This is a genomic window from Kutzneria buriramensis, assembly GCF_003387475.1.
Taxonomy (GTDB): Bacteria; Actinomycetota; Actinomycetes; order Mycobacteriales; family Pseudonocardiaceae; genus Kutzneria; species Kutzneria buriramensis.
Genome location: NZ_QUNO01000001.1, coordinates 567439 through 588112, shown reverse-complemented (window position 1 = coordinate 588112; position 20674 = coordinate 567439). Strand labels below are relative to the sequence as shown.

At 71.2% G+C, this 20674-nt stretch carries 17 protein-coding genes; 3 read left to right on the top strand and 14 right to left on the bottom strand.

Annotated features, from left to right (window positions below):
• Positions 1 to 12 precede the first annotated feature (12 nt).
• Entirely contained in the window at positions 13 to 1860 is a 1848-nt protein-coding gene (glmS, locus tag BCF44_RS02815; RefSeq protein WP_116172445.1) for a glutamine--fructose-6-phosphate transaminase (isomerizing), read from the bottom strand.
• A 262-nt stretch (positions 1861 to 2122) separates the two neighbouring features.
• Here glmS and BCF44_RS02810 point away from each other — a divergent pair, with 262 nt between their 5' ends.
• A complete protein-coding gene (locus tag BCF44_RS02810; protein WP_116172444.1) occupies positions 2123 to 2953 on the top strand; it encodes a poly(ethylene terephthalate) hydrolase family protein in 831 nt (276 codons plus the stop codon).
• Position 2954: 1 nt separating this feature from the next.
• Here BCF44_RS02810 and BCF44_RS02805 read toward each other — a convergent pair whose 3' ends face one another.
• From BCF44_RS02805 to eccCa, 11 genes are all read right to left on the bottom strand, one after another.
• On the bottom strand, positions 2955 to 3335 hold the full coding sequence (locus BCF44_RS02805; RefSeq protein WP_116172443.1) for an ATP synthase subunit B family protein: 381 nt from the start codon (positions 3333 to 3335) through the stop codon (positions 2955 to 2957).
• Positions 3332 to 5791: a WXG100 family type VII secretion target gene (locus tag BCF44_RS56470; protein WP_116172442.1), complete on the bottom strand. Its 2460-nt coding sequence runs from the start codon at positions 5789 to 5791 to the stop codon at positions 3332 to 3334. The genes BCF44_RS02805 and BCF44_RS56470 overlap by 4 nt, the downstream gene beginning before the upstream one ends.
• Positions 5791 to 6108, bottom strand: a complete 318-nt coding sequence (locus BCF44_RS02795) for a type VII secretion target (RefSeq protein WP_116172441.1) — start codon at positions 6106 to 6108, stop codon at positions 5791 to 5793. The genes BCF44_RS56470 and BCF44_RS02795 overlap by 1 nt, the downstream gene beginning before the upstream one ends.
• Positions 6109 to 6260: 152 nt before the next feature.
• Entirely contained in the window at positions 6261 to 7595 is a 1335-nt protein-coding gene (glmM, locus tag BCF44_RS02790) for a phosphoglucosamine mutase (protein WP_116172440.1), read from the bottom strand.
• Positions 7596 to 7822: 227 nt separating this feature from the next.
• Positions 7823 to 8371: a 30S ribosomal protein S9 gene (rpsI, locus tag BCF44_RS02785; protein ID WP_116172856.1), complete on the bottom strand. Its 549-nt coding sequence runs from the start codon at positions 8369 to 8371 to the stop codon at positions 7823 to 7825.
• 14 nt (positions 8372 to 8385) lie between these two features.
• The gene (rplM, locus tag BCF44_RS02780; protein ID WP_116172439.1) at positions 8386 to 8829 is read right to left on the bottom strand and encodes a 50S ribosomal protein L13; all 444 of its coding nucleotides are present in this window, start codon (positions 8827 to 8829) and stop codon (positions 8386 to 8388) included.
• 271 nt (positions 8830 to 9100) lie between these two features.
• Positions 9101 to 9394 (bottom strand): WXG100 family type VII secretion target, encoded by a 294-nt coding sequence (locus tag BCF44_RS02775; RefSeq protein WP_246014789.1) that lies wholly within the window; start codon positions 9392 to 9394, stop codon positions 9101 to 9103.
• Positions 9395 to 9477: 83 nt separating this feature from the next.
• Positions 9478 to 9792 carry a WXG100 family type VII secretion target gene (locus BCF44_RS02770; protein WP_116172438.1) on the bottom strand — a complete coding sequence of 105 codons (315 nt, stop codon included), beginning with the start codon at positions 9790 to 9792 and terminating at the stop codon, positions 9478 to 9480.
• Positions 9793 to 9933: 141 nt separating this feature from the next.
• Entirely contained in the window at positions 9934 to 10317 is a 384-nt protein-coding gene (locus tag BCF44_RS02765; protein WP_116172437.1) for a hypothetical protein, read from the bottom strand.
• 14 nt (positions 10318 to 10331) lie between these two features.
• Positions 10332 to 12116, bottom strand: a complete 1785-nt coding sequence (locus tag BCF44_RS02760; RefSeq protein ID WP_116172436.1) for a type VII secretion-associated protein — start codon at positions 12114 to 12116, stop codon at positions 10332 to 10334.
• Position 12117: 1 nt separating this feature from the next.
• On the bottom strand, positions 12118 to 16113 hold the full coding sequence (gene eccCa, locus BCF44_RS02755; RefSeq protein ID WP_116172435.1) for a type VII secretion protein EccCa: 3996 nt from the start codon (positions 16111 to 16113) through the stop codon (positions 12118 to 12120).
• 188 nt (positions 16114 to 16301) lie between these two features.
• On the opposite strand from eccCa, the gene eccD reads away from it, so the two are divergent.
• A complete protein-coding gene (gene eccD, locus BCF44_RS02750) occupies positions 16302 to 17699 on the top strand; it encodes a type VII secretion integral membrane protein EccD (RefSeq protein WP_116172434.1) in 1398 nt (465 codons plus the stop codon).
• Between the two features lie 6 nt (positions 17700 to 17705).
• Entirely contained in the window at positions 17706 to 19160 is a 1455-nt protein-coding gene (gene mycP / locus BCF44_RS02745; protein WP_116172433.1) for a type VII secretion-associated serine protease mycosin, read from the top strand.
• A gap of 52 nt (positions 19161 to 19212) precedes the next feature.
• On the opposite strand, the gene BCF44_RS02740 is transcribed toward mycP, so the two are convergent.
• A complete protein-coding gene (locus tag BCF44_RS02740) occupies positions 19213 to 20313 on the bottom strand; it encodes a WXG100 family type VII secretion target (protein ID WP_116172432.1) in 1101 nt (366 codons plus the stop codon).
• Entirely contained in the window at positions 20310 to 20624 is a 315-nt protein-coding gene (locus BCF44_RS02735; protein WP_116172431.1) for a hypothetical protein, read from the bottom strand. Before BCF44_RS02735 ends, BCF44_RS02740 begins: the two co-directional genes overlap by 4 nt.
• Between the last annotated feature and the right edge of the window lie 50 nt (positions 20625 to 20674).

The following is a 20674-nucleotide window of genomic DNA, read 5'->3' as shown; positions in this document are numbered from 1 at the left end:
GAGAAGCCTCGATCACTCGACGGTCACGGACTTCGCGAGGTTACGCGGCTTGTCGACGTCGTAGCCGCGGCTGCGGGCGATCTCGGCCGCCAACACCTGAAGGGGGACACTGGAAACCAAGGGCTGCAACAGGGTTGGCACCGCCGGTACCTCGATCAGGTGGTCCGCGAACGGCTTGACCGTGTCGTCCCCCTCCTCGGCGATGACGATGGTGCGCGCACCCCGGGCCTGGATCTCGCTGATGTTGGACAGCAGCTTGCTGTGCAGCACCGCCCGACCCTTCGGCGACGGCATCACGACGACCACCGGGAGCTGGTCCTCGATCAGCGCGATCGGGCCGTGCTTGAGCTCGCCGGCGGCGAAGCCCTCGGCGTGCATGTACGCCAACTCCTTCAGCTTCAACGCGCCCTCCAGGGCGACGGGGAAGCCGACGTGCCGCCCGAGGAACAGCACCGCCTTGGAGTCGGACAGCTCCCGGCCGAGCGCCCGGACCTGGTCGACGGTGCCCAGAGCGTGCTGCACCGCCGCCGGCATGGCCTCCAACTCGCGGAACTCGCGGGCCACCTCGTCCGGGTACTTGGTGCCACGGGCCTGCGCCAGCGCCAGGCCGACCAGGTAGTTCGCGGCGATCTGGGCGAGGAACGTCTTGGTCGCGGCGACCCCGATCTCCGGGCCGGCGTGCGTGTAGAGCACGGCGTCGGACTCGCGCGGGATCTGCGCGCCGTTGGTGTTGCAGATGGCCAGCACGCGGGCCTTCTGCTCACGGGCGTGCCGCACCGCCTCCAGCGTGTCGGCGGTCTCGCCGGACTGCGAGATGGCCACCACCAGGGTGTCACGGTCCAGCACCGGGTCGCGGTAGCGGAACTCGCTGGCCAGCTCGCACTCCACGGGCAGCCGCGTCCAGTGCTCGATGGCGTACTTGGCGACCAGGCCGGAGTGGTAGGCGGTGCCGCAGGCGACGACGAAGACCTTGTCCACGTCGCGCAGGTCCTGGTCGGCCAGCCGCTGCTCGTCGAGCACGATCCGGCCGTCGGCGAAGTGCCCGCGCAGGGTGTTGGCCAGCGCCTCCGGCTGCTCCTCGATCTCCTTGAGCATGAAGTAGTCGTGGCCGCCCTTCTCGGCGGCCGACAGGTCCCAGTTCACCTGGAACGGCTTGGCCTGCACCGGCTCCCCGTGGAAGTCGGTGACCTCGTAGCCGTCCTTGGTGATCGTGACGATCTGGTCCTGGCCCAGCTCGACGGCGTCCCGGGTGTGCTCGATGAACGCGGCCACGTCGGAGGCCAGGAAGGTCTCGCCGTCGCCGACGCCGACCACCAGCGGCGAGGAGCGGCGCGCCGCGACCACCTTGTCCGGCTCGTCGACGTGGGTCACGACCAGCGTGAACGCACCCTCCAGGCGCCGGCACACGGTCCGCACGGCCGCGGCGAGGTCGCCGTCGTAGACCCGGGCGACCAGGTGCGCGGCCGTCTCGCTGTCGGTGTCGCTGGCCAGCTCGACGCCGTCGGCCTCCAGTTCGGCCCGCAGCTGCGCGAAGTTCTCGATGATCCCGTTGTGCACCACCGCGATCCGTCCGGTGGTGTCCCGGTGCGGGTGCGAGTTGCGGTCGATCGGCGCGCCGTGCGTGGCCCACCGGGTGTGGCCCATGCCGGTGCCGCCGGTCAGCGTGTCCCGGCCGACCTCGTCGAGCCGGGCCTCCAGGTTGGCCAGCCGGCCGGCCTTGCGTTCGACGGCCAGGCCGCCCTCGCCGTCGAGCACGGCGACGCCCGCCGAGTCGTATCCGCGATACTCCAGACGGCGCAAGCCCTCGAGGACGACGTCCAGCGCCGGGCGATGACCGGTGTAACCCACGATTCCGCACACGACGGTACAGGGTAGCTAGACCACAAGCCGGTTGCGGCCGGCCGGGTTGTTTCCCGTCACACCAGGTCAGAGCCATGATCGGAATCGATTTGGTGTAGACCAATACTGATCGAAAGTCGCGAGGCCGCCGCCGGTGCCTGGACCGCGGCCGTTTTTCGATCGAGTCTGTCCATCGATCGAAAAACGGCAAGGGAAGGCACCGGCCTCGTGGGCGGCCGAGCCGCGCGCGGAACGCGCGCCGAAGACGCGGTACGGTCCGGGTATGTCGCGACGCAAGCCGTTGACCGCGAAGCAGGCGCTCACGGAGCTGAGCCGGCCCGGTCCGCACGGCGTGCGCCGCGGCGATCTGGCCCTGGTCGGGCTGCCGGGCACGCTGTTCACCCCGCGTCGGGGGCACGGCCTGCCGGCGGTCGCGTTCGGGCACGGTTGGCTCCAGCCGCCGCAGCGCTACCTGGGCCTGTTCCGGCACCTCGCGTCCTGGGGCGTGGTCGTGGCCGCGCCGGCCACCCACCGTGGCCCGCTGGCGTCGGCCCGGCTGTTCGCCGACGACCTGCGCACGGCGCTGGACGTGGTGTCGGGCGTGCGGCTCGGCGACGGCGACCTGAGCGTCGACGGGGACAAGCTCGCGGTCGGCGGGCATTCGGCGGGCGCGGGCGCGGCGGTGCTCGCGGCGGCCGAGGACGACCGGATCCGCGGCGTGTTCACCGTCGCGGCGTCGGAGACGCGGCCGTCGGCGGTGGAGGCCGCCCGGCTGTGCCGGATGCCGGCCGTGCACCTCGCCGCCGAGGAGGACCTGATCGCGCCGCCGGTCGGCCACGCCGAGGCGATCGCGCAGAACTGGGGCGGGCCGGTGCAGCTGCGCACCATCGCCGACGCCAACCACCTCGGCTTCGCCGAGGGCCGGCACTGGAGCGAGCTGCTGCTGCACGGCCGCGGCGAGGCGAGGACACAGACCGTCGCCAAGGCGCTGATCACGGCGTTCCTGCTGCGGCAGCTGAACGGCGACAAGACGTACGACGCCTTGCTGTACGGCGACGTGAAACGCGCCCCGGTGGGGTATCAGCGCGCCGGTCGGCCGGCGGCGAGGGCCTGAGCTACCTCATCCAGCTCTGGTTCGAGTAGTCGTCGTCATCGTCGTCTTCGATGCGGGGACGCGCGGTGCGCCGCGGCGTGGGACGCGGCGGGGGCGGGATCTCCGGCATCTGGAACGACGGCGTGGCCGGCGGGTCGTAGTCGTCCTCGGTGTCGAGGAACGTGAAGGTCTCCTCGCGGCCCTCGTGCGCCGGGCGCGGGGCGGTGCGGCCGTCGCGCTTGGTCTGCGCCTCGTCGAGGGCCTTCTGCGTGGTCTCGCGGTTCTCCTTGAGGGCCTGGGCGAACTTCTGCTCGCTCTCGGCCCGCTGCCGCGTGACGTCGTCCTGGAGCCGCTGCATCTCGGCGACGGCGTTGTCCGCGGCGACGATCGCCTGGTAGCTCACTGGCGCTGGCTCCCCTCGTCGTCACCGAGCACGCCGTTCATCCGCGCCACCGACGCCGATCCCGTGGTGTCGTCGAAGACGCCGCCCTGAGTCGTCCGCCAAGCCGCGTTGGTGCTGCGTTCCTGGTCCTCGCCACCGCCGCCGTGCCCGCCGCCGCCCATCGCGCCCATCATCGGCATGCCTCCGCTCATCGGCGGGGCGGCCGCCTGGTGCGCGCCGCCGCCCATCTGGGCCAGGCCGGCGTCGCCGGGGGCACTGGCCTGCTCGGTCGGCGTCATGCTCGGGGCCGACGCCGCGTGGGCGGTGTCCCAGGCGCTGTGATGACCGCCCTGGTCGCCGACCACGCTGTGCTCGGTGCCGAAGTTCCACGCCCCCTGGCCACCGGTGTCGACGTGCGCCCCGGAGGTGAACGAAGCCGAGGCGACGGTCGTGGCCGCGGGCGGGTCGAAAAGGCTCCCGGAGATGCTGCCCTGGTCGTGATCGCCGGTTGCCACGAAGTCGTACGTGCCCGAATCCGCCGCCGCCGGCGCGGTCCACGCCGCCGGGTCCGGCATCGCGACGTCGTCCGGCAGCGCGTGCTGCGGGCCCGTGGACGCGGTGGTGTCGTCCGGCGGGGTCCATGCCGCGTCGTGCGCCGGCGGTTCGTCGAGGGCGTGCGCACCGGTCGAGGCCGGCTGGTCAGAGGTTGGGTCGGCTTGGTCGTTGGTCGGATGCGGGCCGACATGCGGCTGCCCCGGGTCGGCGTCGGCAGCGTGCGTCGGCGACGCCGCCGGACCGTCGGCGTTGTTGTAGTCGATGGTGTAGGTGTGCGGCGGCTTGCCGGAGCCGTCGTCGATGGACACCTGCACCTCGCCCGGCACCTTGCCCTGCTGGGCGGTGATCGTGAGGTCGCCGTCGTGGATGACGGCCTTGCCGTCGGCGCCGGCCGGCGTGGGAATGGAGCCGTCCGGGTTGGTGGCCGGCTGCCCCGGGACCCCGCCCTGGATCGGCACTCCGGTCTGGCCCGGAACGCCGCCCTGCGCCGGCATTCCCGGCTGACCGGGACCACCCTGGCCCGGCGCACCGGTGTGCCCGGGAATCCCGCCCTGCCCAGCCATTCCCGGCTGATTGAGGCCACCATGGCCCGGCACGCCGGGTTGTCCCGGCACGCCGCCCTGGCCGGTCGCCCCCGGCTGGCCGGCCAGCCCGGCCACCGCCGGATTGTTGGCCACCTTGCTGAAGTCGACGTCGTACGTCTTGGCCGGCTTGCCGTCGCCGGTGTCCACCTTGATCTTGACGTGGCCCTGGCCGTCCGGGCTGGTGACGTCGATGTCGTTGGAGCCGTCGTGGATCTTCACGGTCTCCGCGGACTGCGGCGTGGTCGGCTGCGGAACCTGAGGCACGTGGGGCGGCTGGGGTGTGGCCGGCGGCTGGACGCTCTGCGGCTGGGTCGGCGCACCGCCGCCACCACCGCCACCGCCCATCGAACCGCCACCGCCACCGCCGCCCCCACCACCGCCGCCGGTGCCCCCGCCACCGCCACCGCCACCGGTCTTGGTCGGCCCGCCCTCGGGCACCTGGGACAGCCCGGAGAACGGCGTCTTGTTGACGGCCTCGGCGGCGGTGATCAGGGTCTGGAACGCCTGCTTGATGCCGTTGTCCGCGGCGGTCGAACCCTGTTGCAGCAGCTGGAGATTCTGCTCGAACGGGTCCTTGAAGCCGGCGTCGAGCACCTTCTTGGTCAGGCCGGCAACGGCCTGCAGCAGCTCGTCGGCCGCCCAGCTCAGGCACCACAGCAGGGCCTCGGCGAGGGTGTCGCAGAGGTCCATGGCGAGGTCGAACAGCGCGCCGCCGGGCATGGTGAAGCCGATCAGGTCGGCGAGCCCGTCCTTGAGCCACTTGACGAGGTCGTCGAGCCCCATCTCGCACTTGTAGACGATGATCAGCTGGACCAGGTCGGGGATCTCGAACGCGATCTTGTCGAAGTCGATCTGGTCCAGCGTGTGCCCGTAGGCGTCGACGATCTTCTGCGCGGCCTGGGTGCTGGCGGTGATGGCCTGGCTCAGCTTGGCCAGATCGCCGTCGATGCTCTGCGCCTTGGCGTCGAACTGCTGCGTGTACGCGCCGAACGCGTTCGCGGCGTCGCCCTGCCACGAGCTGCCGACCACGCCGGCGACCTTCGAGTTCATCGCGTCGCGGGTGGCGGCGAAATCGGTGCCGACCTTCTGAAGATCCTTCGCGGCCTGGGTCAGCTTGCCGTAGTCGATGCCCCGGGGCTGGTCGAACGGCTTGACGATGTCGGTGTCGAAGTTGAGATTCTTGCCGGTGTAACTGTTGTAGAGATCGATGTACGGCTTGAAGCCGTCGCGTTTGTCGGTGTGGCTGTCGCAGACGTCGTCGGATCGGCCCACGCCGGGCGTGCTCGATGTGACCTCTCTCAGCTTGGCGCCGACGTGTTTCACCAATTTGCCGGGCATCAGGCCCTACCCCCGGCCGAGGAGATCGAGGACGCATTCGCGGAATCGGTGTCGCCGTAGTTCTTCGCGGTCGCGTTCAATCCGGCGCAGATGTCCTCGGCGTGGGAACCGAAGTCCTTCACGTTGGCGCTCAATGTCTGCACGGCCTTCGTCGCGGCGTCCCCCGCCTGCGGGCACGAGCGGCCCGTGATGTCACCCGTGACGTGCACCGAGTCCAGCGTGGTGCGGTAGCCGGCCGCGGTCGTCTCGTCGAGATCCCGGAAGTACGAACCGAGAGTGGTGATCGCCTGGCCATCGGCCTTGACGCTGCCCGACATGATCTTCGCCCTCCCCTGGCCCCCTGGTGTGGCTGACTACTCGGACTCCGCGGGGCGTGTTTCGGTTCCACCCCGCGGCCCACGCCGATGAGTCGCACACTATTACAGAAACCGGACAGGGCCGGGCGCTATCACCGAACCGGTGTGGCGGTTCAGCCGACGGCGGAGACCACCTCGGCCAGGCGGGCGGCGGCCCCGTGCGCCTCCTCGTGGCTGGGGGCCTCGACCATCACCCGGACCAGCTGCTCGGTGCCGGACGGCCGCAGCAGCACGCGACCGGTCTCGCCCAGCTCGGCGGTCACCTCGGCGACGGCCTTGCTGACCGTCTCGGCGGCGGCGACGGCGGCCTTGTCCGCGACCCGGACGTTGATCAGCACCTGCGGCAGCCGCCGCATCACGCCGGCCAGGTCGGTCAGCGTCTTGCCGGTGGCGGCCACGCGGGCCATCAGCCGGAGCGCGGTCAGCAGGCCGTCGCCGGTGGTGGCGTGCGAGGGCAGGATCACGTGGCCGGACTGCTCGCCGCCCAGCGAGTAGCCGCCGGCCCGCAGTTCCTCGACGACGTAGCGGTCGCCGACGGCGGTGGTGAGCAGCCGCACGCCGTTGTCCTTCATCGCCAGGTGCAGGCCGAGGTTGCTCATCACGGTGGCGACCAGGGTGTCGTCCTTGAGCTCGCCGGCGTCCTTGAGGGCCAGCGCGAGCACAGCCATGATCTGGTCGCCGTCGACCTGGGCGCCGGTGCCGTCCACGGCGAGGCAGCGGTCGGCGTCGCCGTCGTGCGCGATGCCCAGGTCGGCCCCGTGCTCGAGCACCGCCGCCTGGAGCACGTCCAGGTGCGTGGAGCCGACGCCGTCGTTGATGTTGAGGCCGTTCGGGTCGGCGTGAATGGCGACGACCTCGGCCCCCGCCCGGCGGTAGGCCTGCGGCGCGGTGGTGGAGGCCGCGCCGTTCGCGCAGTCCACCACGATCTTGAGGCCGTGCAGGTCGTGCGGGGTGGAGAGCAGCAAGTGGTCGATGTAGCGGCTGGCCGCGTCCGGCACGTCGGTGACCCGGCCCACGCCAGCGCCGGTGGGTCGGCTCGCGGTCTCGCCGAGCCGGGCCTCGATCTCGTCCTCCAGCTCGTCGGACAGCTTCACGCCGCCCTTGGCGAAGAACTTGATGCCGTTGTCGGGCATCGGGTTGTGCGAGGCGGAGATCATCACGCCCAGGTCGGCGTCCAGCTCGGCGACCAGGAAGGCCACCGCCGGAGTCGGCAGGACGCCCAGCCGGAGCACGTCCGCGCCTGCCGCCGTGAGGCCCGCGGTGACCGCCGCCTCCAGCATCTCGCCGCTGGCCCGCGGGTCCCGGCCCACCACCGCCACCGGGCGGTGCGAGGTGTCGTGCTCGGCCAGCACGCGAGCCGCCGCCGCGGCCAGGGAGAGCGCCAGTTCCGGGGTCAGGTCGGCGTTGGCCATACCGCGGACGCCGTCGGTGCCGAACAGACGGGACATGGACGCTGCTACCTCCGGGGGCGGGGACATCGGGGCGGTCAGACTACGACTCAGGCGCACCGGGGCAGCATGGGGTTGCGTCACGCTGCCGGGCCGCCGCGCCGGAGCGGGGGTGCAGGGGGCGGAGCCCTCCTGCCTTGGGGCCTGGGGCGAGAGCCCCAGAAAACACAAAACGGGCGACGTCGGCCTGCGCTTTCCGCAGGCACACGTCGCCCGTTTCGCTCGTTTTAACGCTTGGAGTACTGAGGCGCCTTGCGGGCCTTCTTGAGGCCGTACTTCTTCCGCTCCTTGGCCCGCGGGTCACGGGTCAGGAAGCCGGCCTTCTTCAGGGCCGGACGGTCCTCGGACTCGAACTCGATGAGCGCACGGGCGATCGCCAGCCGCAGCGCGCCGGCCTGGCCGGAGATGCCGCCGCCGACGAGGTTGCCGATGACGTCGAACATCTCGGTGCGCTCGACGGTCACCAGCGGCTCCTTGATGAGCTGCTGGTGGACCTTGTTCGGGAAGTACTGCTCCAGGCTCTTGCCGTTCAGCGTGAACTTGCCGGAACCCGGCACCAGGCGCACGCGAACGATGGCCTCCTTGCGGCGGCCGACGGTCTGGATCAGACGGTTGGGCAGCGCGACCGGGGCGGGCGCCGGAGCGGCCTCGGCCTCGGTGTCCGACTCGACCGCGGCGTCGAACTCGGCGACGGCGTCGGCCTCGGTGGTCTCGACAGCCTCGGCGGCGACGGCCTCGTCGGCGAGCTGCTCGGGCTCGTGGTCAGGAGTGGTCACGGAAACTTCCTCGGTCACTGGGCGATCTTGGTGATCTCGAACGGCTGCGGCTGCTGCGCCGCGTGCGGGTGCGCCGGGCCGGCGTACACCTTCAGCTTGCTGGCCATGGCGCGACCCAGACGGGTGTGCGGCAGCATGCCCTTGATCGCCTGCTCGACCAGGCGCTCCGGCTGCTTCTCCAGCATCTCGCCGAAGGAGCGCTTGCTCAGGCCGCCCGGGTGACCGCTGTGGCGGTACACGAACGCCTGCTCCCGCTTGTTGCCGGTGAGCGCCACCTTCTCGGCGTTCACGATGACGACGAAGTCGCCGGTGTCGACATGCGGGGCGTAGATGGGCTTGTGCTTGCCACGCAGCAGCGTCGCGGCCTGGGTGGCGAGCCGGCCGAGCACCACGTCCTGGGCGTCGATGACGTGCCAGGCGCGGTTCACCTCGCCGGCCTTCGGGCTGTACGTGCGCACGGACCTACCTCGTCGTCACTCACTCTGTGCGCGACCTTGCGCAGGTCGACGCTCGTGTCATGGGGTGTCGTTGCGGCGGGGCGCGCCAGCGTGATCGAAACTGCTGGAGCACGCGCGGCAGCAAGCCTCGCGCCGCATTACCGCACAACAAACAAAGAAGATACCCGGCTGCCCCCGTGAGGGTCAAAACGGGTGGTCGGAACACATACGTGGACCCCGGGAGGGTGATGTCCCGGGGTCCACGGCATCACGAAGCCACGTGACGAAGGTCTCAGCCCCAGAGCTTCTTGGCCGCGCCCTCGGCGCCCTCGTAGCCCGAGCCGGCGTCGCGGACGGCGATACCGATGGCCTGGAGGGTCTGGTTGAACTCCTTGGCGGCGTCGTCCCAGTTCTTCTGCGCGACCTGGTACGCCTCGGCGGCGTCACCGGTCCAGTCGGCGACGATCGGCGCGATCTTCGCCTTGAGCTGGTCGAGGTGCGAGTCGATCTGCTGCGACGCGCTGTTGATGTCGGACGCCGCCTGCTGGATCTCGGCGAAGGTCACCTTGATGGAACTGTCAGCCACTGTTTTCTCCCCTGAATGAAGTCTGTCAAACCTGCGAATGAAGAAGCTGTGTTTTCCGGCGCAACCGAAACGAGAGGCTTAGCTCAGCCACCCAGGCGGCTGGCGATGTTGCTGATGCCGCGGTGGGCTTCCTCTTCCTGCTGCTGGTAGGTGCCGGACGCGGTCTTCATCGCGTTGGAGATGTCGGACAGGGCCTGGTTCAGCTTCTTGGCGTCCTCCATCAGGCGCTCCTGGAGCTGCTGGAACGCGGCCGAGGCCTGACCCTGCCAGCTGGCCTTCAGCGGCTCGAGGTCGCTGTTGAGCTTGTTAACGGCGCCGTTGATCTCCTGCTCGACGCTCTCGATGTCCTTCGCGCAGCTCGCCATCTCGGCAAAGTTGGTGCCGTAACCAGCGGACATTGGGACGGGCCCCCTTCAATCTGGGTGAGTGCAGCTTGCTTGGTTCGTACGTCTACTGCGACGACGACAGTGCCATGGTCGGTTCCACCCCGTCGCGACTTCTTCGCAAACAGTTGCTCTAGTAAACGCGGCCGGGTGGAACTAGCCGCGGTAGAGGATTCCCTTTTGCGAAAAGTCCTCGTCGTCGTCACTCGGAAGGGGGCGTCGGGACCCCGTCACGGGTGGCTTCGGGGAACTCGGTGTAGTCGACCCGATCGGGGCGAGCAGCTCGGTGCCCTCCGGCAGCCGCTCCACCGGCAGCCCCTCGTCGTTACGGAAGGAGGTCGCCGCCCGGCGCATCCCCGGCGACGTCAGGTCGCCCGGCTGCGGGTGCTCCTGGCGGGCGCGAATCTTGCCGGCCAGCTCCCGGGTCTTGCCCTTGGTGGCGGCGCTGCGCGCCCGGGCCTCGGCGGCGGCCCGGCCGCCCCGGGCCACCGCGGCGTCCACATCGGACCGGAACTGGCTCATCGAATCCCCGATAGCCACGACGTTTCCCCCTCTTATGCGTCGACGGCGAGCGTGCTCACGACCTGCTGGCACGCGGCGCGCATGGTGTCCTGGTCGCCGGCCGGGTACTGGCAGCCGACGCTGACCTGCGCCTTCCCCTTCAGCACCACGTACCAGTCGACCGTGGCGCCGTCGACCTGCTGCCGGTAGTGGACGACGTCCTTGCCGCCGAAGCTGGTCGCGGCCGAGAAGCCGGAGAAGGCGGAACCGGCCTTGTCCACGGCCGACCGCACCTGGCTGATGGCCAGGTCGCGCTGGACGGTGGCGTCGTAGTCCAGCGCCCGCTCCTGCACGGCGATCAGGTCCTGGCCGGTGGAGCCGTCCGGCTTGAGCTGCACCTCGCGGTTGGCCGCGTCGCCGCCGATCTGGCTCCACCCCGGCGGCGCGGTGAATCGGTAGTCGTACTGCGCCACGGGTTTGCCCTCGGGACCGCCGGTGACCAGCCGGAACACCGTCACCGCAGCGGCGATCACCACCACCACAGACCCGACCACGATCCACGGCAGCCACTTGCTCTTGCGCCTCACCGCCACCGGAGCCGGCACCTGTGGGAAGTTGCTCGGCTGCACGGGATGAGTGACCTCCGCCGCGCCTGCTGGCATCGGCCCCGCGCCGCCGACCGGGACGGCGGAGTAACCGGGACTGGGCGTCTCCAGCGGTTGCTGCATCGGGCTCGGCGGCCGCACGCCCGGGAACGCTCCCGTCCGATGTGGATCAAGCGTCACCACGCGCAACGCACCGCGGGCCACCACCGTCTCCGGCTGGTCCAAGGTGGTCGGCAGCACGCCGACCCGCTCGTGCACGAGCCGCGCGACCAGCGGGATCCGGCTGGAACCGCCGACCAGGAACACCGTGCTCAGCTCGCCGGGCGTCAGCCGGGCCGCCTTGACGGTGTCCGCGACCAGGTCGGCCGCGCGACCCAGCTGCGGGCCGATCAGCCGCTCCAGGTCGGCCCGCGTGACATGGGCGTCCGGGAACGGTGTGGGCATCGGCACGTCGGTGTAGGCGTGCCGGGACAGCGTCTCCTTCGCGCCGCGGACGTCCTGCCGCAGCACGCGGCGCCGCCGTCGGTCGGCCATCTCCCGGCCCTCGACCAGCGCCTGCCACGCCTCCGGTTCCTGCGCGGACACCAGCGTGCCGACGTGTTCCAGCAGCGCCTGGTCGATGTCCGCGCCGCCGAAGTTGGGCTCACCGCGCGTGGCCAGCACCTCGAACGACGCCCCGCGCCGGCGCACCACGCTGGCGTCAACCGTGCCGCCGCCGAAGTCCAACACGGCCAGGGCGGTGCCGTCCGGCATCGCCGTGGACGCCGAGTGGAACACCGCCGCGGCCACCGGTTCCGGCACCAGCGACACCTCCGTGCCCAGCCCCTGCCCAGCCTGGCGCAGGATCCGGGTGCGGACCGCGCCCCAGTCGGCGGGATGGGTCAGCACCAGCAGGTCGATGCGCGCGCCGCCGACCAGCCGCCTCGCCTCGCCGGTCGCCCGGACCAGCACCGCCCGCACCACGTCCAGCACGTTCAGCACGGTGTCGCCGAGCAGCAGCTGGCCCTCGTCGATCCGGCGCTTCGGGTTCGGCTCGTACCGGGACGGGTCGACGGCCGCCTGCCGCTCAGCCTCCTGGCCCACGAACAGGGTGCCGCCGCGGTCGGCGAAGACCGCCGACGGCATCACCGGCGTGCCGCCCTCCAGGACGACCAGCTGCGGCTCCCTGCCGTCGACGGCCACCGCCACGCACGTGCTGGACGTGCCGAAGTCGACCGCTACATGGACTGTCAACTCACTCGCCCGGCAGCCACGCGGTCTGCATCAGCTGCTGGCCCAGCTTGCGGGTCACGATCACGCCCCGGCCCGGCGGCAGGATCTGCGGCTTGTACGTGCCGATCAGCACGCCCTCGTCCTTGCTGCAGGACATCACCATGCCCGGCGCGGCGATCTCGCGCAGCTTGCCGATCACCGGGTCGAACAGCGCCCGGCTGGCGCCGCCGGAGCGGCGGGCCAGGATCATGTGCAGGCCGACGTCCTTGGCCTGCGGCAGGAACTCGGCCAGCGGCTGCAACGGGTTGCCGCTCTGGGTCGCCACCAGGTCGTAGTCGTCGACCACCACGAACACCTCGGGGCCCTTCCACCAGGACCGGGCCTTGAGCTGCTCCTGGGTGACGTCCGGGCCGGGCAGCCGGCCCTTCAGCGAGTTCTTGACGTCGGCGATGGTGTCGGCGAGCTGGTTGGCCGACACCACGTAGCTGAGCAGGTGGTCGGTGTCGATGAACCCGAGCATCGTGCGCCGGTAGTCGACCAGCAGGATCACGGCCTCGCTGGTGGTGTACCGGGTCATGATGCCCCGGACGATGGTGCGCAGCAGGTTGGTCTTGCCGGACTCGCCCTCGGCGAAGGCGAAGAAGTGCGAGTCGTTGTCGAAGTCGAGGAACACCGGCGCGAGGCCGTCCTCGTTGACGCCGATCGGCACCAGGTGCGGGTTGCGCTGCTGCTGCGGCACCGGCAGCTGCTCGTACGGCAGCAGCTCCGGCAGCAGGCGGACCTGCGGCGCGACCGGGCCGCGCCAGGCGGCCGTGATCTTGCCGATGGCGTCCTGCACGCCGGCGCCGACGTCGCCCACGTTGGACGAGGAGTCGATGCGCGGCAACGCGGTCAGGAAGTGCAGCCGGTCCGGCGTGAGGCCGCGACCCGGACGTCCGACCGGCACGTTGACCGCGACCTTGCGGTCGAACTCGGACTCGCTGGGGTCACCGAGCCGGAGCTCGAACCGCGTGCCCATCAGGTCCTTGACCGCGGGCCGGATCTCCGCCCACCGGTTGGCCGAGATCATCACGTGGATGCCGAAGGACAGACCCTGGGCGGCCAGGGCGAGGATGGCCGGCTCCAGCGCCTCGAACTCCTGCCGGAAGTTCAGCCAGCCGTCGATGACCACGAAGACGTCGCCGTAAGGGTCGTCCTTGATCTCGCCGCGCCGCTTGCGGTTGCGGAACTCGACCATGCCGTCGATGCCGGCGTTGCGGAACCGCTGCTCCCGGTCGGCGATCAGGCTGGTCAGCTCGGCCACCATGCGTCGGGCCTTGTCCGGCTCGAGCCGGCTGGCCACGCCGCCGACGTGCGGCAGCCCCTCCAGCGGCGCGAGCGTGCCGCCGCCGAGGTCCAGGCAGTAGAACTGGACCTCCTCCGGGGTGTGCGTCACCGACATCGACATGATCAACGTCCGCAGCAGCATCGACTTGCCGGACTGCGGGCCGCCGACGACCGCGCCGTGGCCGGCCGCGCCGGAGAAGTCCGCCCAGAACGGGTCCCGGCGCTGCTCGAACGGCTTGTCCACCAAGCCCAGCGGGATCTGGAGGTAGCCCTGGTAGCCCTGCGGGTAGATGCCCCGGTCCGGCGTCGCGGACAGCGGCGGCAGCAGCATGTCCAGCGACTGCGGCTCGTTCAGCGGCGGCAGCCACACCTGGTGCGCCGGCGCGCCCTGGCCGCCCAGCCGGCCGACGATGACCTCGAGCACGCTGGGCTCGATCTTGTCGTCGTCCTTGGGCTTCTCCTTGACGACCTCGCGCGGCTTCTCCGGCTCCTTGGGGATCTCCACGAAGTCCGGCACGAACCACTTGGGCCGGCGGTCGCCGCTGATGCCGGCGGGCGCGGCCGGGCCGGCGATCATGCCGGCCGGCCGGTACGGGCCGGAGACGTAGGCGGCCTTGAACCGGGTCATCGGCTCGCCCTGCACGGCCAGGTAGCCCGAGCCGGGGATGGGCGGCAGCTCGTAGGCGTCGGGAACGCCGAGCACCGCTCGGGATTCCGACGCGGAGAACGTCTTGAGGCCGATCCGGTAGGACAGATAGGTGTCCAGGCCGCGGAGCTTGCCCTCCTCCAGCCGCTGCGAGGCCAGCAGCATGTGCATCTGCAGCGACCGGCCGACGCGGCCGATCTGGAGGAAGATGTCGATGAAGTCCGGCTTCGCGGTCAGCATCTCGGAGAACTCGTCGATGCAGATGAACAGCGCCGGCAGCGGGTCGAGGTCGGCGCCCTTCTCGCGGGCGCTCTCGTAGTCCCAGACGTTCTTGTAGTTGCCCTTGGCCAGGACCTCCTGGCGGCGGGCCACCTCGCCGGCGATGGCGTCCTTCATGCGGTCGACCAGGGTGAGGTCGCCGGACAGGTTGGTGATGACCGCCGCCACGTGCGGCGAGTCGTCCAGGCCGAGGAACGTCGCGCCACCCTTGAAGTCCACCAGGATCATGTTCAGCGCGGTGGACGAGTGGGTGGCCAGCAGGCCGAGCACCAGGGTGCGCAGGAACTCCGACTTACCCGAACCGGTCGCGCCGATGCACAGGCCGTGCGGGCCCATGCCGCCCTCGGCCGCCTCCTTGATGTCCAGCTCCACGGACTGGCCGAACTCACCGACGCCGAACGGGATCTTGTAGCGGTCGGACTTCGGCCGCGGCCGCCACGCCTGCGCGATCTCGAACGTCATCGGGTCGCCCGGGATGCCGAGCAGCTCCAGGATCGGCGGGTTGGCGTTGAGCAGCGGCTGGTCCTCGGCGCCGGTGGCCTCCTGGCCGCCGATGCGGTACGGCGCGAGCCGCCGGGCCAGCGCCTCGGCCTCCGCCACGGACAGCGAGTCGGGCTTGCCGAACCACTCCACGCCGGCGCCGCTGCGGGCGCCGAGCCGGTCAGGCTCCACGACCAGCCGCAGGCCCCGGCGGTTGGCCAGGTTGCCCAGCGAGTCGGACAGGTCGAGCAGGGTCACGCCGACCAGGCCCTCGTCGAGGATGATCTGCTCCTCGCGGGTGATCTCGCCGTCGTCGATCACGATCAGGATGTGCGGCTGGTCGGTCAGCGGCGGGGCGTTGCGCTGGAACCGCTGGCGGTCCTTGGTCTGCTCGTGCAGCCAGTCCTCGACCTGTTGCAGCGATCCGGTCATCAGCCGCATCTGGCCGATGCCGTCGACCTCGGTCGGGTGCTGGGCGTGCGGCAGCCACTTGCACCATTCCCACTCGTTCTTGGCCCGGCCGGCGCTGACCACCGCGACCAGCAGGTCCTCCGGCGAGTGGAACGTGACCAGCTGCCCGAGCATGGCCCGGGCCAGGCCGCGGGTCTGCTCGCGGTCGCCGGAAAGCGAGATGGCGGCGAAGCCACGCATGGTGATCATGGTCGGCAGGTCGGGCACGATCGAGTGGGCGCGCACGAAGCGGCGCAGCGCCAGGGTGGCGATCGGCTCCAGCTCGTCGACGGGGCCGGTCTGCGGCGGCACCAGGCGGGTGGCCAGCCGCTGCGAGCCGCGGGCGATGCGCACGTGACCGAAGTCGGGGTCGCTCTGCCGGCGCTCCCACATCCGCCGGGTGGTGGCCATCGACCACAGCGCCTGCGGGTCCGGGTGGTTCCACTCCAGCGCGGCCCGCTGGTCGTCGGCGGCCTCGCGGGCGCGTTCCCGCATCTGGCCGAGGTAGCGCAGGTAGTCCTTGCGGTCCTCGTTCATCTCGGCCTTGCGCTGGCCGCCGCCGCGCCCGCCGCCCGCGCCGCCGGCCATCATGCCGACGGTGGAGATCAGGAAGAAGCCGCCCATCATGATCGTCTGCGGGTTCTTGGCGCCGGGCGCCGCGAACATGTAGCCCATCATGCCGACCGAGGCGACGATCATGACGATCGGCAGCACCTTCATGACCACGTTGCCGGGGATCACCCGGGGCAGCTCGGGTGGCGGCTCCAGGTGCACCTCACCGCCCGGCGGACGCGGGGCGGCTAGGCGCGCCTGACGCCTGAACTGGAGCGTGCTCACCGGGACACACCTCTTCAGGTCGGGGGTGGATCTAAACCCATTGGAACGTCTTCACCGGAACCGCCGTTCCCGGCGGTGCCGGTGCGGCCATACTAGGGGCGGCCACGGGGGGCGCGCGGACGGTTTGCTCCAGTTCGGCGCACCCGGTGGCGTGAGTCCACACGAGACCGAAAGATGAGGGGGCCCTGGTGGCGACCGGTACGACGGTGTTCAGCCGGGTGACGGTGGTCGCGCCGCAGACACGCATCGACGTCGCGTTGCCGTCCGACGTCTCGGTCGCCGACCTGATGCCCGTGCTGCTGCACATGGCCAAGGAGAACGCGCCGGACGGCGGCGCGCGGCACGGCGGCTGGTGCCTGGCCAAGCTGGGCGACCCGCCGCTGGAGGCGAGCCGCACGCTGGCCTCGCTGGGCGTCGTCGACGGCGATCTGCTGCAACTGCGCCGCCGCTCGGAGAATCCGCCGCCACCGCTGTACGACGACGTCGTCGACGCCATCGCGGAGTCCAATCCGGACAGTTTCCGGCCGTGGACCGCCGAGACGGCAAGGCGAATCGGTCACGTCGCCGGCGCGGTCGCGCTGCTCGGCGCGGCCGTCGCGGTGCTGCTGGCCGGTCCGCTGCTGCCGGGTGGTTACGGCCTGGTGGCCGCGATCGCCGCGGGCGTGGCGATGATCGCCAGCGTCGCCGCCGGCGCCGTGCTCACCCGCGTCTACCAGGTCCCCGTGACCGGCGTGATAGTCGCCGCCGCGGGCGGGCTGCCGATGGCGTTCGTGGCCGGCCTGTACGTGATACCCGGCGACCTCACGCGGTGGAGCCTGTTGTTGGCCTGCCTGTTGGTGATGATCGTCTCCTGGGCCTGCATCCTGCTGGTCGGCTCGGGCGTGACCGTGTTCATCGCCGCCGCCACCGCGTCCACCCTCGGCTGGCTGGCCTTCCTCGTCGGCGCGGTGCTGGACACGCAGCCGATCGCCGGCATCGCCGCCGGCGCGGCCGCGGTGTCGCTGGTGGCGCTGTCCTGGCTGCCGCGCTTCACCATCCGGCTGGCCAAGCTGCCGCTGCCGACCGTGCCCGGCAACGCCGAGGACCTCAAGGACGACGGCGGTTTCCCCGAGTACGCCATGATCGAGAAGCGAGCCGGCCTCGCGCACGAGTACATGACCGGCATGATCATCGGCGCCGGCGTGACCACCGCGATCGCCGCCGTGCTCGCGGCCACCTCGGGCACCGTGTGGGGGCCGATCTTCGCGGTCGTCGTCACGCTGGTGATGCTGCTGCGCTCGCGCACGTACGCCAACGGCAGCCAGGCGGTCGCCCTGCTGGCCAGCGGCATCGTCGCCGGCGGCGGCGTGCTGGCCGGCTGGATCGCGCTGTCCGACCCGTTCGGCCGGCTGCTGTGGGTGTTCGGCACGCTGGTGGTGGTCGGCGCGGCGGCGCTGGTGCTGGGCGTGGCGTTCCCCAACCGCAAGTTCTCGCCGGTGCTGCGCCGGTCCGTGGACGTGTTCGAGGCCGTCTGCATCGCCGCGGTGGTGCCGCTGGCGCTGGCCGTGATGGACCTCTACAGCACGCTGCGCCACCTGAACCTCTGAGGAATCATGCGGATCACTAGGACAACCGCGTTCGCGGCGGCCGTCGTGGTCGGCCTGCTCGGCCTCGCCCCTGCCCCCGCGCTCGCGCAGGACGGCGGCGGCAACGCCGGCGCCTGGGCCCCGCCGCCACTTAACTACAGCAAGCCCACCAATCCGGCTCCGGACAAGGGCTTGGTCCCGGGCGCGAAGTACACCGAGGACCAGACGTGCATCACGTCCACCGGCGGCTCGGGGCAGGTCAAGGAGCCGCCCAACGGGCAGACCTGGCTGCGGTTGGACGAGGCGCACCAGTACGCCACCGGCAGGAACCAGATCGTCGCCGTCATCGACACCGGGGTGAACGGGCACCAGGCGTTCAACAACCGGCTGCTGCCGGAGATCGACTACCTCAACAACATCACGAACGTCAACAAGAACGACTGCGACGGCCATGGCACCGAGGTCGCCGGCATCATCGGCGCGGACACGACCGGCCTGGGGGTCGGCTTCCAGGGCGTGGCGCCGGCGGCCAAGATCCTGCCGATCCGCCAGACCAGCCCGTCGATCAAGATGACCACGCCGACCAACCCGAACGGGACCGGCGCCGGCACCTCGGAGACGCTGGCCTACGCCATCATGACCGCGGCCGACCACAACGCCACGGTGATCAACATTTCGCTGTCGGCCTGTCTGACGCCGGCCCCCGGCCTTTCCCAGAGCCTGCTGCAGAACGCGATCCACTACGCCGTGGACGTCAAGAACGTGGTGATCGTGGCCGCCGCCGGCAACCTGGAGCAGGGCAGCCTCTGCAACACCCAGAACGACCGGCCGGATCCCAACAACCCCAAGTGGATCGAGTCGCCCGCCTGGTTCTCCGACGACGTGCTGTCGGTCGGCGCGATCGCCACCGACAGCGGCAACGGACAGACACCGGGCGCTCCGGCCAGCTTCACCATGTGGGGCCCGTGGGTCAGCATCGCCGGGCCGGGCACCGGCATCATCACCCTGGACCCGGGCGCGAACACCGGCCTGGCCAACCTGGAGAAGACCAGCAACGGGCAGACGCAGACGATCCAGGGCACCAGCTTCGCCGCGCCGTACGTGGCCGGGCTGGCCGCGCTGGTGCGGGAGAAGTTCCCGACCCTGGACGCCCAGCAGGTGATGCACCGCATCGAGATGACCGCGCAGCACCCGGGCACGCCCACCGGCCGCAACAACCAGGTCGGCTACGGCATGATCGATCCCGTCGCCGCGCTGACCGCGGTGATCCCGGGCGAGCCGAACTCGCCGGCGACGGCGAAGCCCACGCAGATCCCGTCCGGCGTCGGCGTGACCGAGGTGGCGAGCGTGTCGCCGATGCTGTGGGCCATGTACGGCACGCTGATCGGCGTGGCGCTGCTGTTGATCACCCTGTTCGTGGTGCACGCCACGAACCGCTCCCGTCGCAACCACAAGCCGGTGCCGCAACGACTCCAGATGTGAGCATCGCTCGACACGAGGAGGCCCCCGCGAGTGCGGGGGCCTCTCTTCGCTGCTACTTCTCGCCGATGACCGTCGGCGCGGTCTTCTCCGGCGCGCCGAGCAGATCCCGCAGATCGCCGCTGAGCCGGATCTTGGACTTGTGCTCGGTGTCCTCGCCGCCCTGGCCCTTCTGGCCGCCCATGCCACCCATCATGCCCATGCCGCTGCTGCCGGCCGCCCCGCCCTGCGCGGGGGCCGCCGCCGCTGCCTGCGGTGCGGGCGTGAAGTGCTCGGTGGCCGTCTGGTCGGCGAGGCCGGAAACGGTGCCGGCGCCGGGTGCCTGGACGGGCGCGGCGTCGTGCGCGATCCCGGCCGCGGCGGGCATCGCGCCGCCACCTCCGATGTGCGCGCCGCCGGCTGCGGCCGCGTGAGATGCCGGCGCGGCGGCCTGGGGTGTGGTGTCGGCCGACGGAGCCGGCGACGCAACGGCCGGCTGTGCCGTGGCTGCTGCCGGGGTTTGCGCAGCCGCGTGTGTAGCCGGCGGCTGGGCGGTCACGGCGTGCGCCGGGGCCGTCGTCGGGGCAGGCGGGGCGTAGCTGTAGGACCAGTTCGAGGTCGGCATCGGGTGCTTGACGGTGATCTTCGAGAACGCGTCGCTCCCGCACAGTTTGGTGAACGCCTCCAGCACGTCCCGGGCCGACTCGAACAGCTGCCTGGTCGGCCCGTGCTGGTCGTCGAGGTGCTCGGTGGCCCGCTTCTCGCCGTGCACCGGCACGGACAGCGCGTCGGACACGGTGTCGGCGCTGTCCGCCAACGTGTCCCCGAGCTGGTCGACGAGGTGCTCGATGCCGTCCGCGGTCTGCTGGAGCGCGTCAGCCATGGCGTTCATCGCGTCGGCCAGGTCGTGCCCGGACAGGCCGTAGGCCTGCATGTAGGCCATGAACGAGTCGGCGTCCTTGCCCTGCCACGACGCGTCCAGGCCGCCCAGCTGCTTGGTCAACGTGTCGGTGACATCGCCGGCGGCCTTGGCCGCCTGCCGCCAGCGGTCGGCCTCGTCCCGCAGCGCGGACCACTGGCCGACCAGCGGCGCGTAGTACTCCTCCACGGGATCGGTCACGCCGAGCCGGCGGCTGGTCTGCGACAGGTAGTCGAGGTGGGCCGGGGAGACGTTCACTTGCCCCCCGCCCGCTTCAGCGTGGCCGCCACGTCCTGGTCGTGCGAGCCGTAGTGGTCGGCGGTCTTGGCCAGCCCCTCGGCGGCGGCGGTGAGCGCGTCCACGGCCCGGGCCAGCTGGTCGGACAGGTTCTGCGCGGCCCGGGCGTACGCCGTGTCGGCGCCGGTGGTGCGGCCCAACCGGCCGAAGGCGTCGGCCGGCAGCGGCGCGCCGCGCAGGGCGTCCCGCGCCGTGCCGAGATCACCGGCCGAGCGGGACACCGTTCTGGCATAGCTCGCGATCCAGTCCGGATCGATCTTCACGCCGGTCACGCCGTCCCCTCCCGTGCAACGATTACCGGTCCCTTCGACGCGCCCCGGCG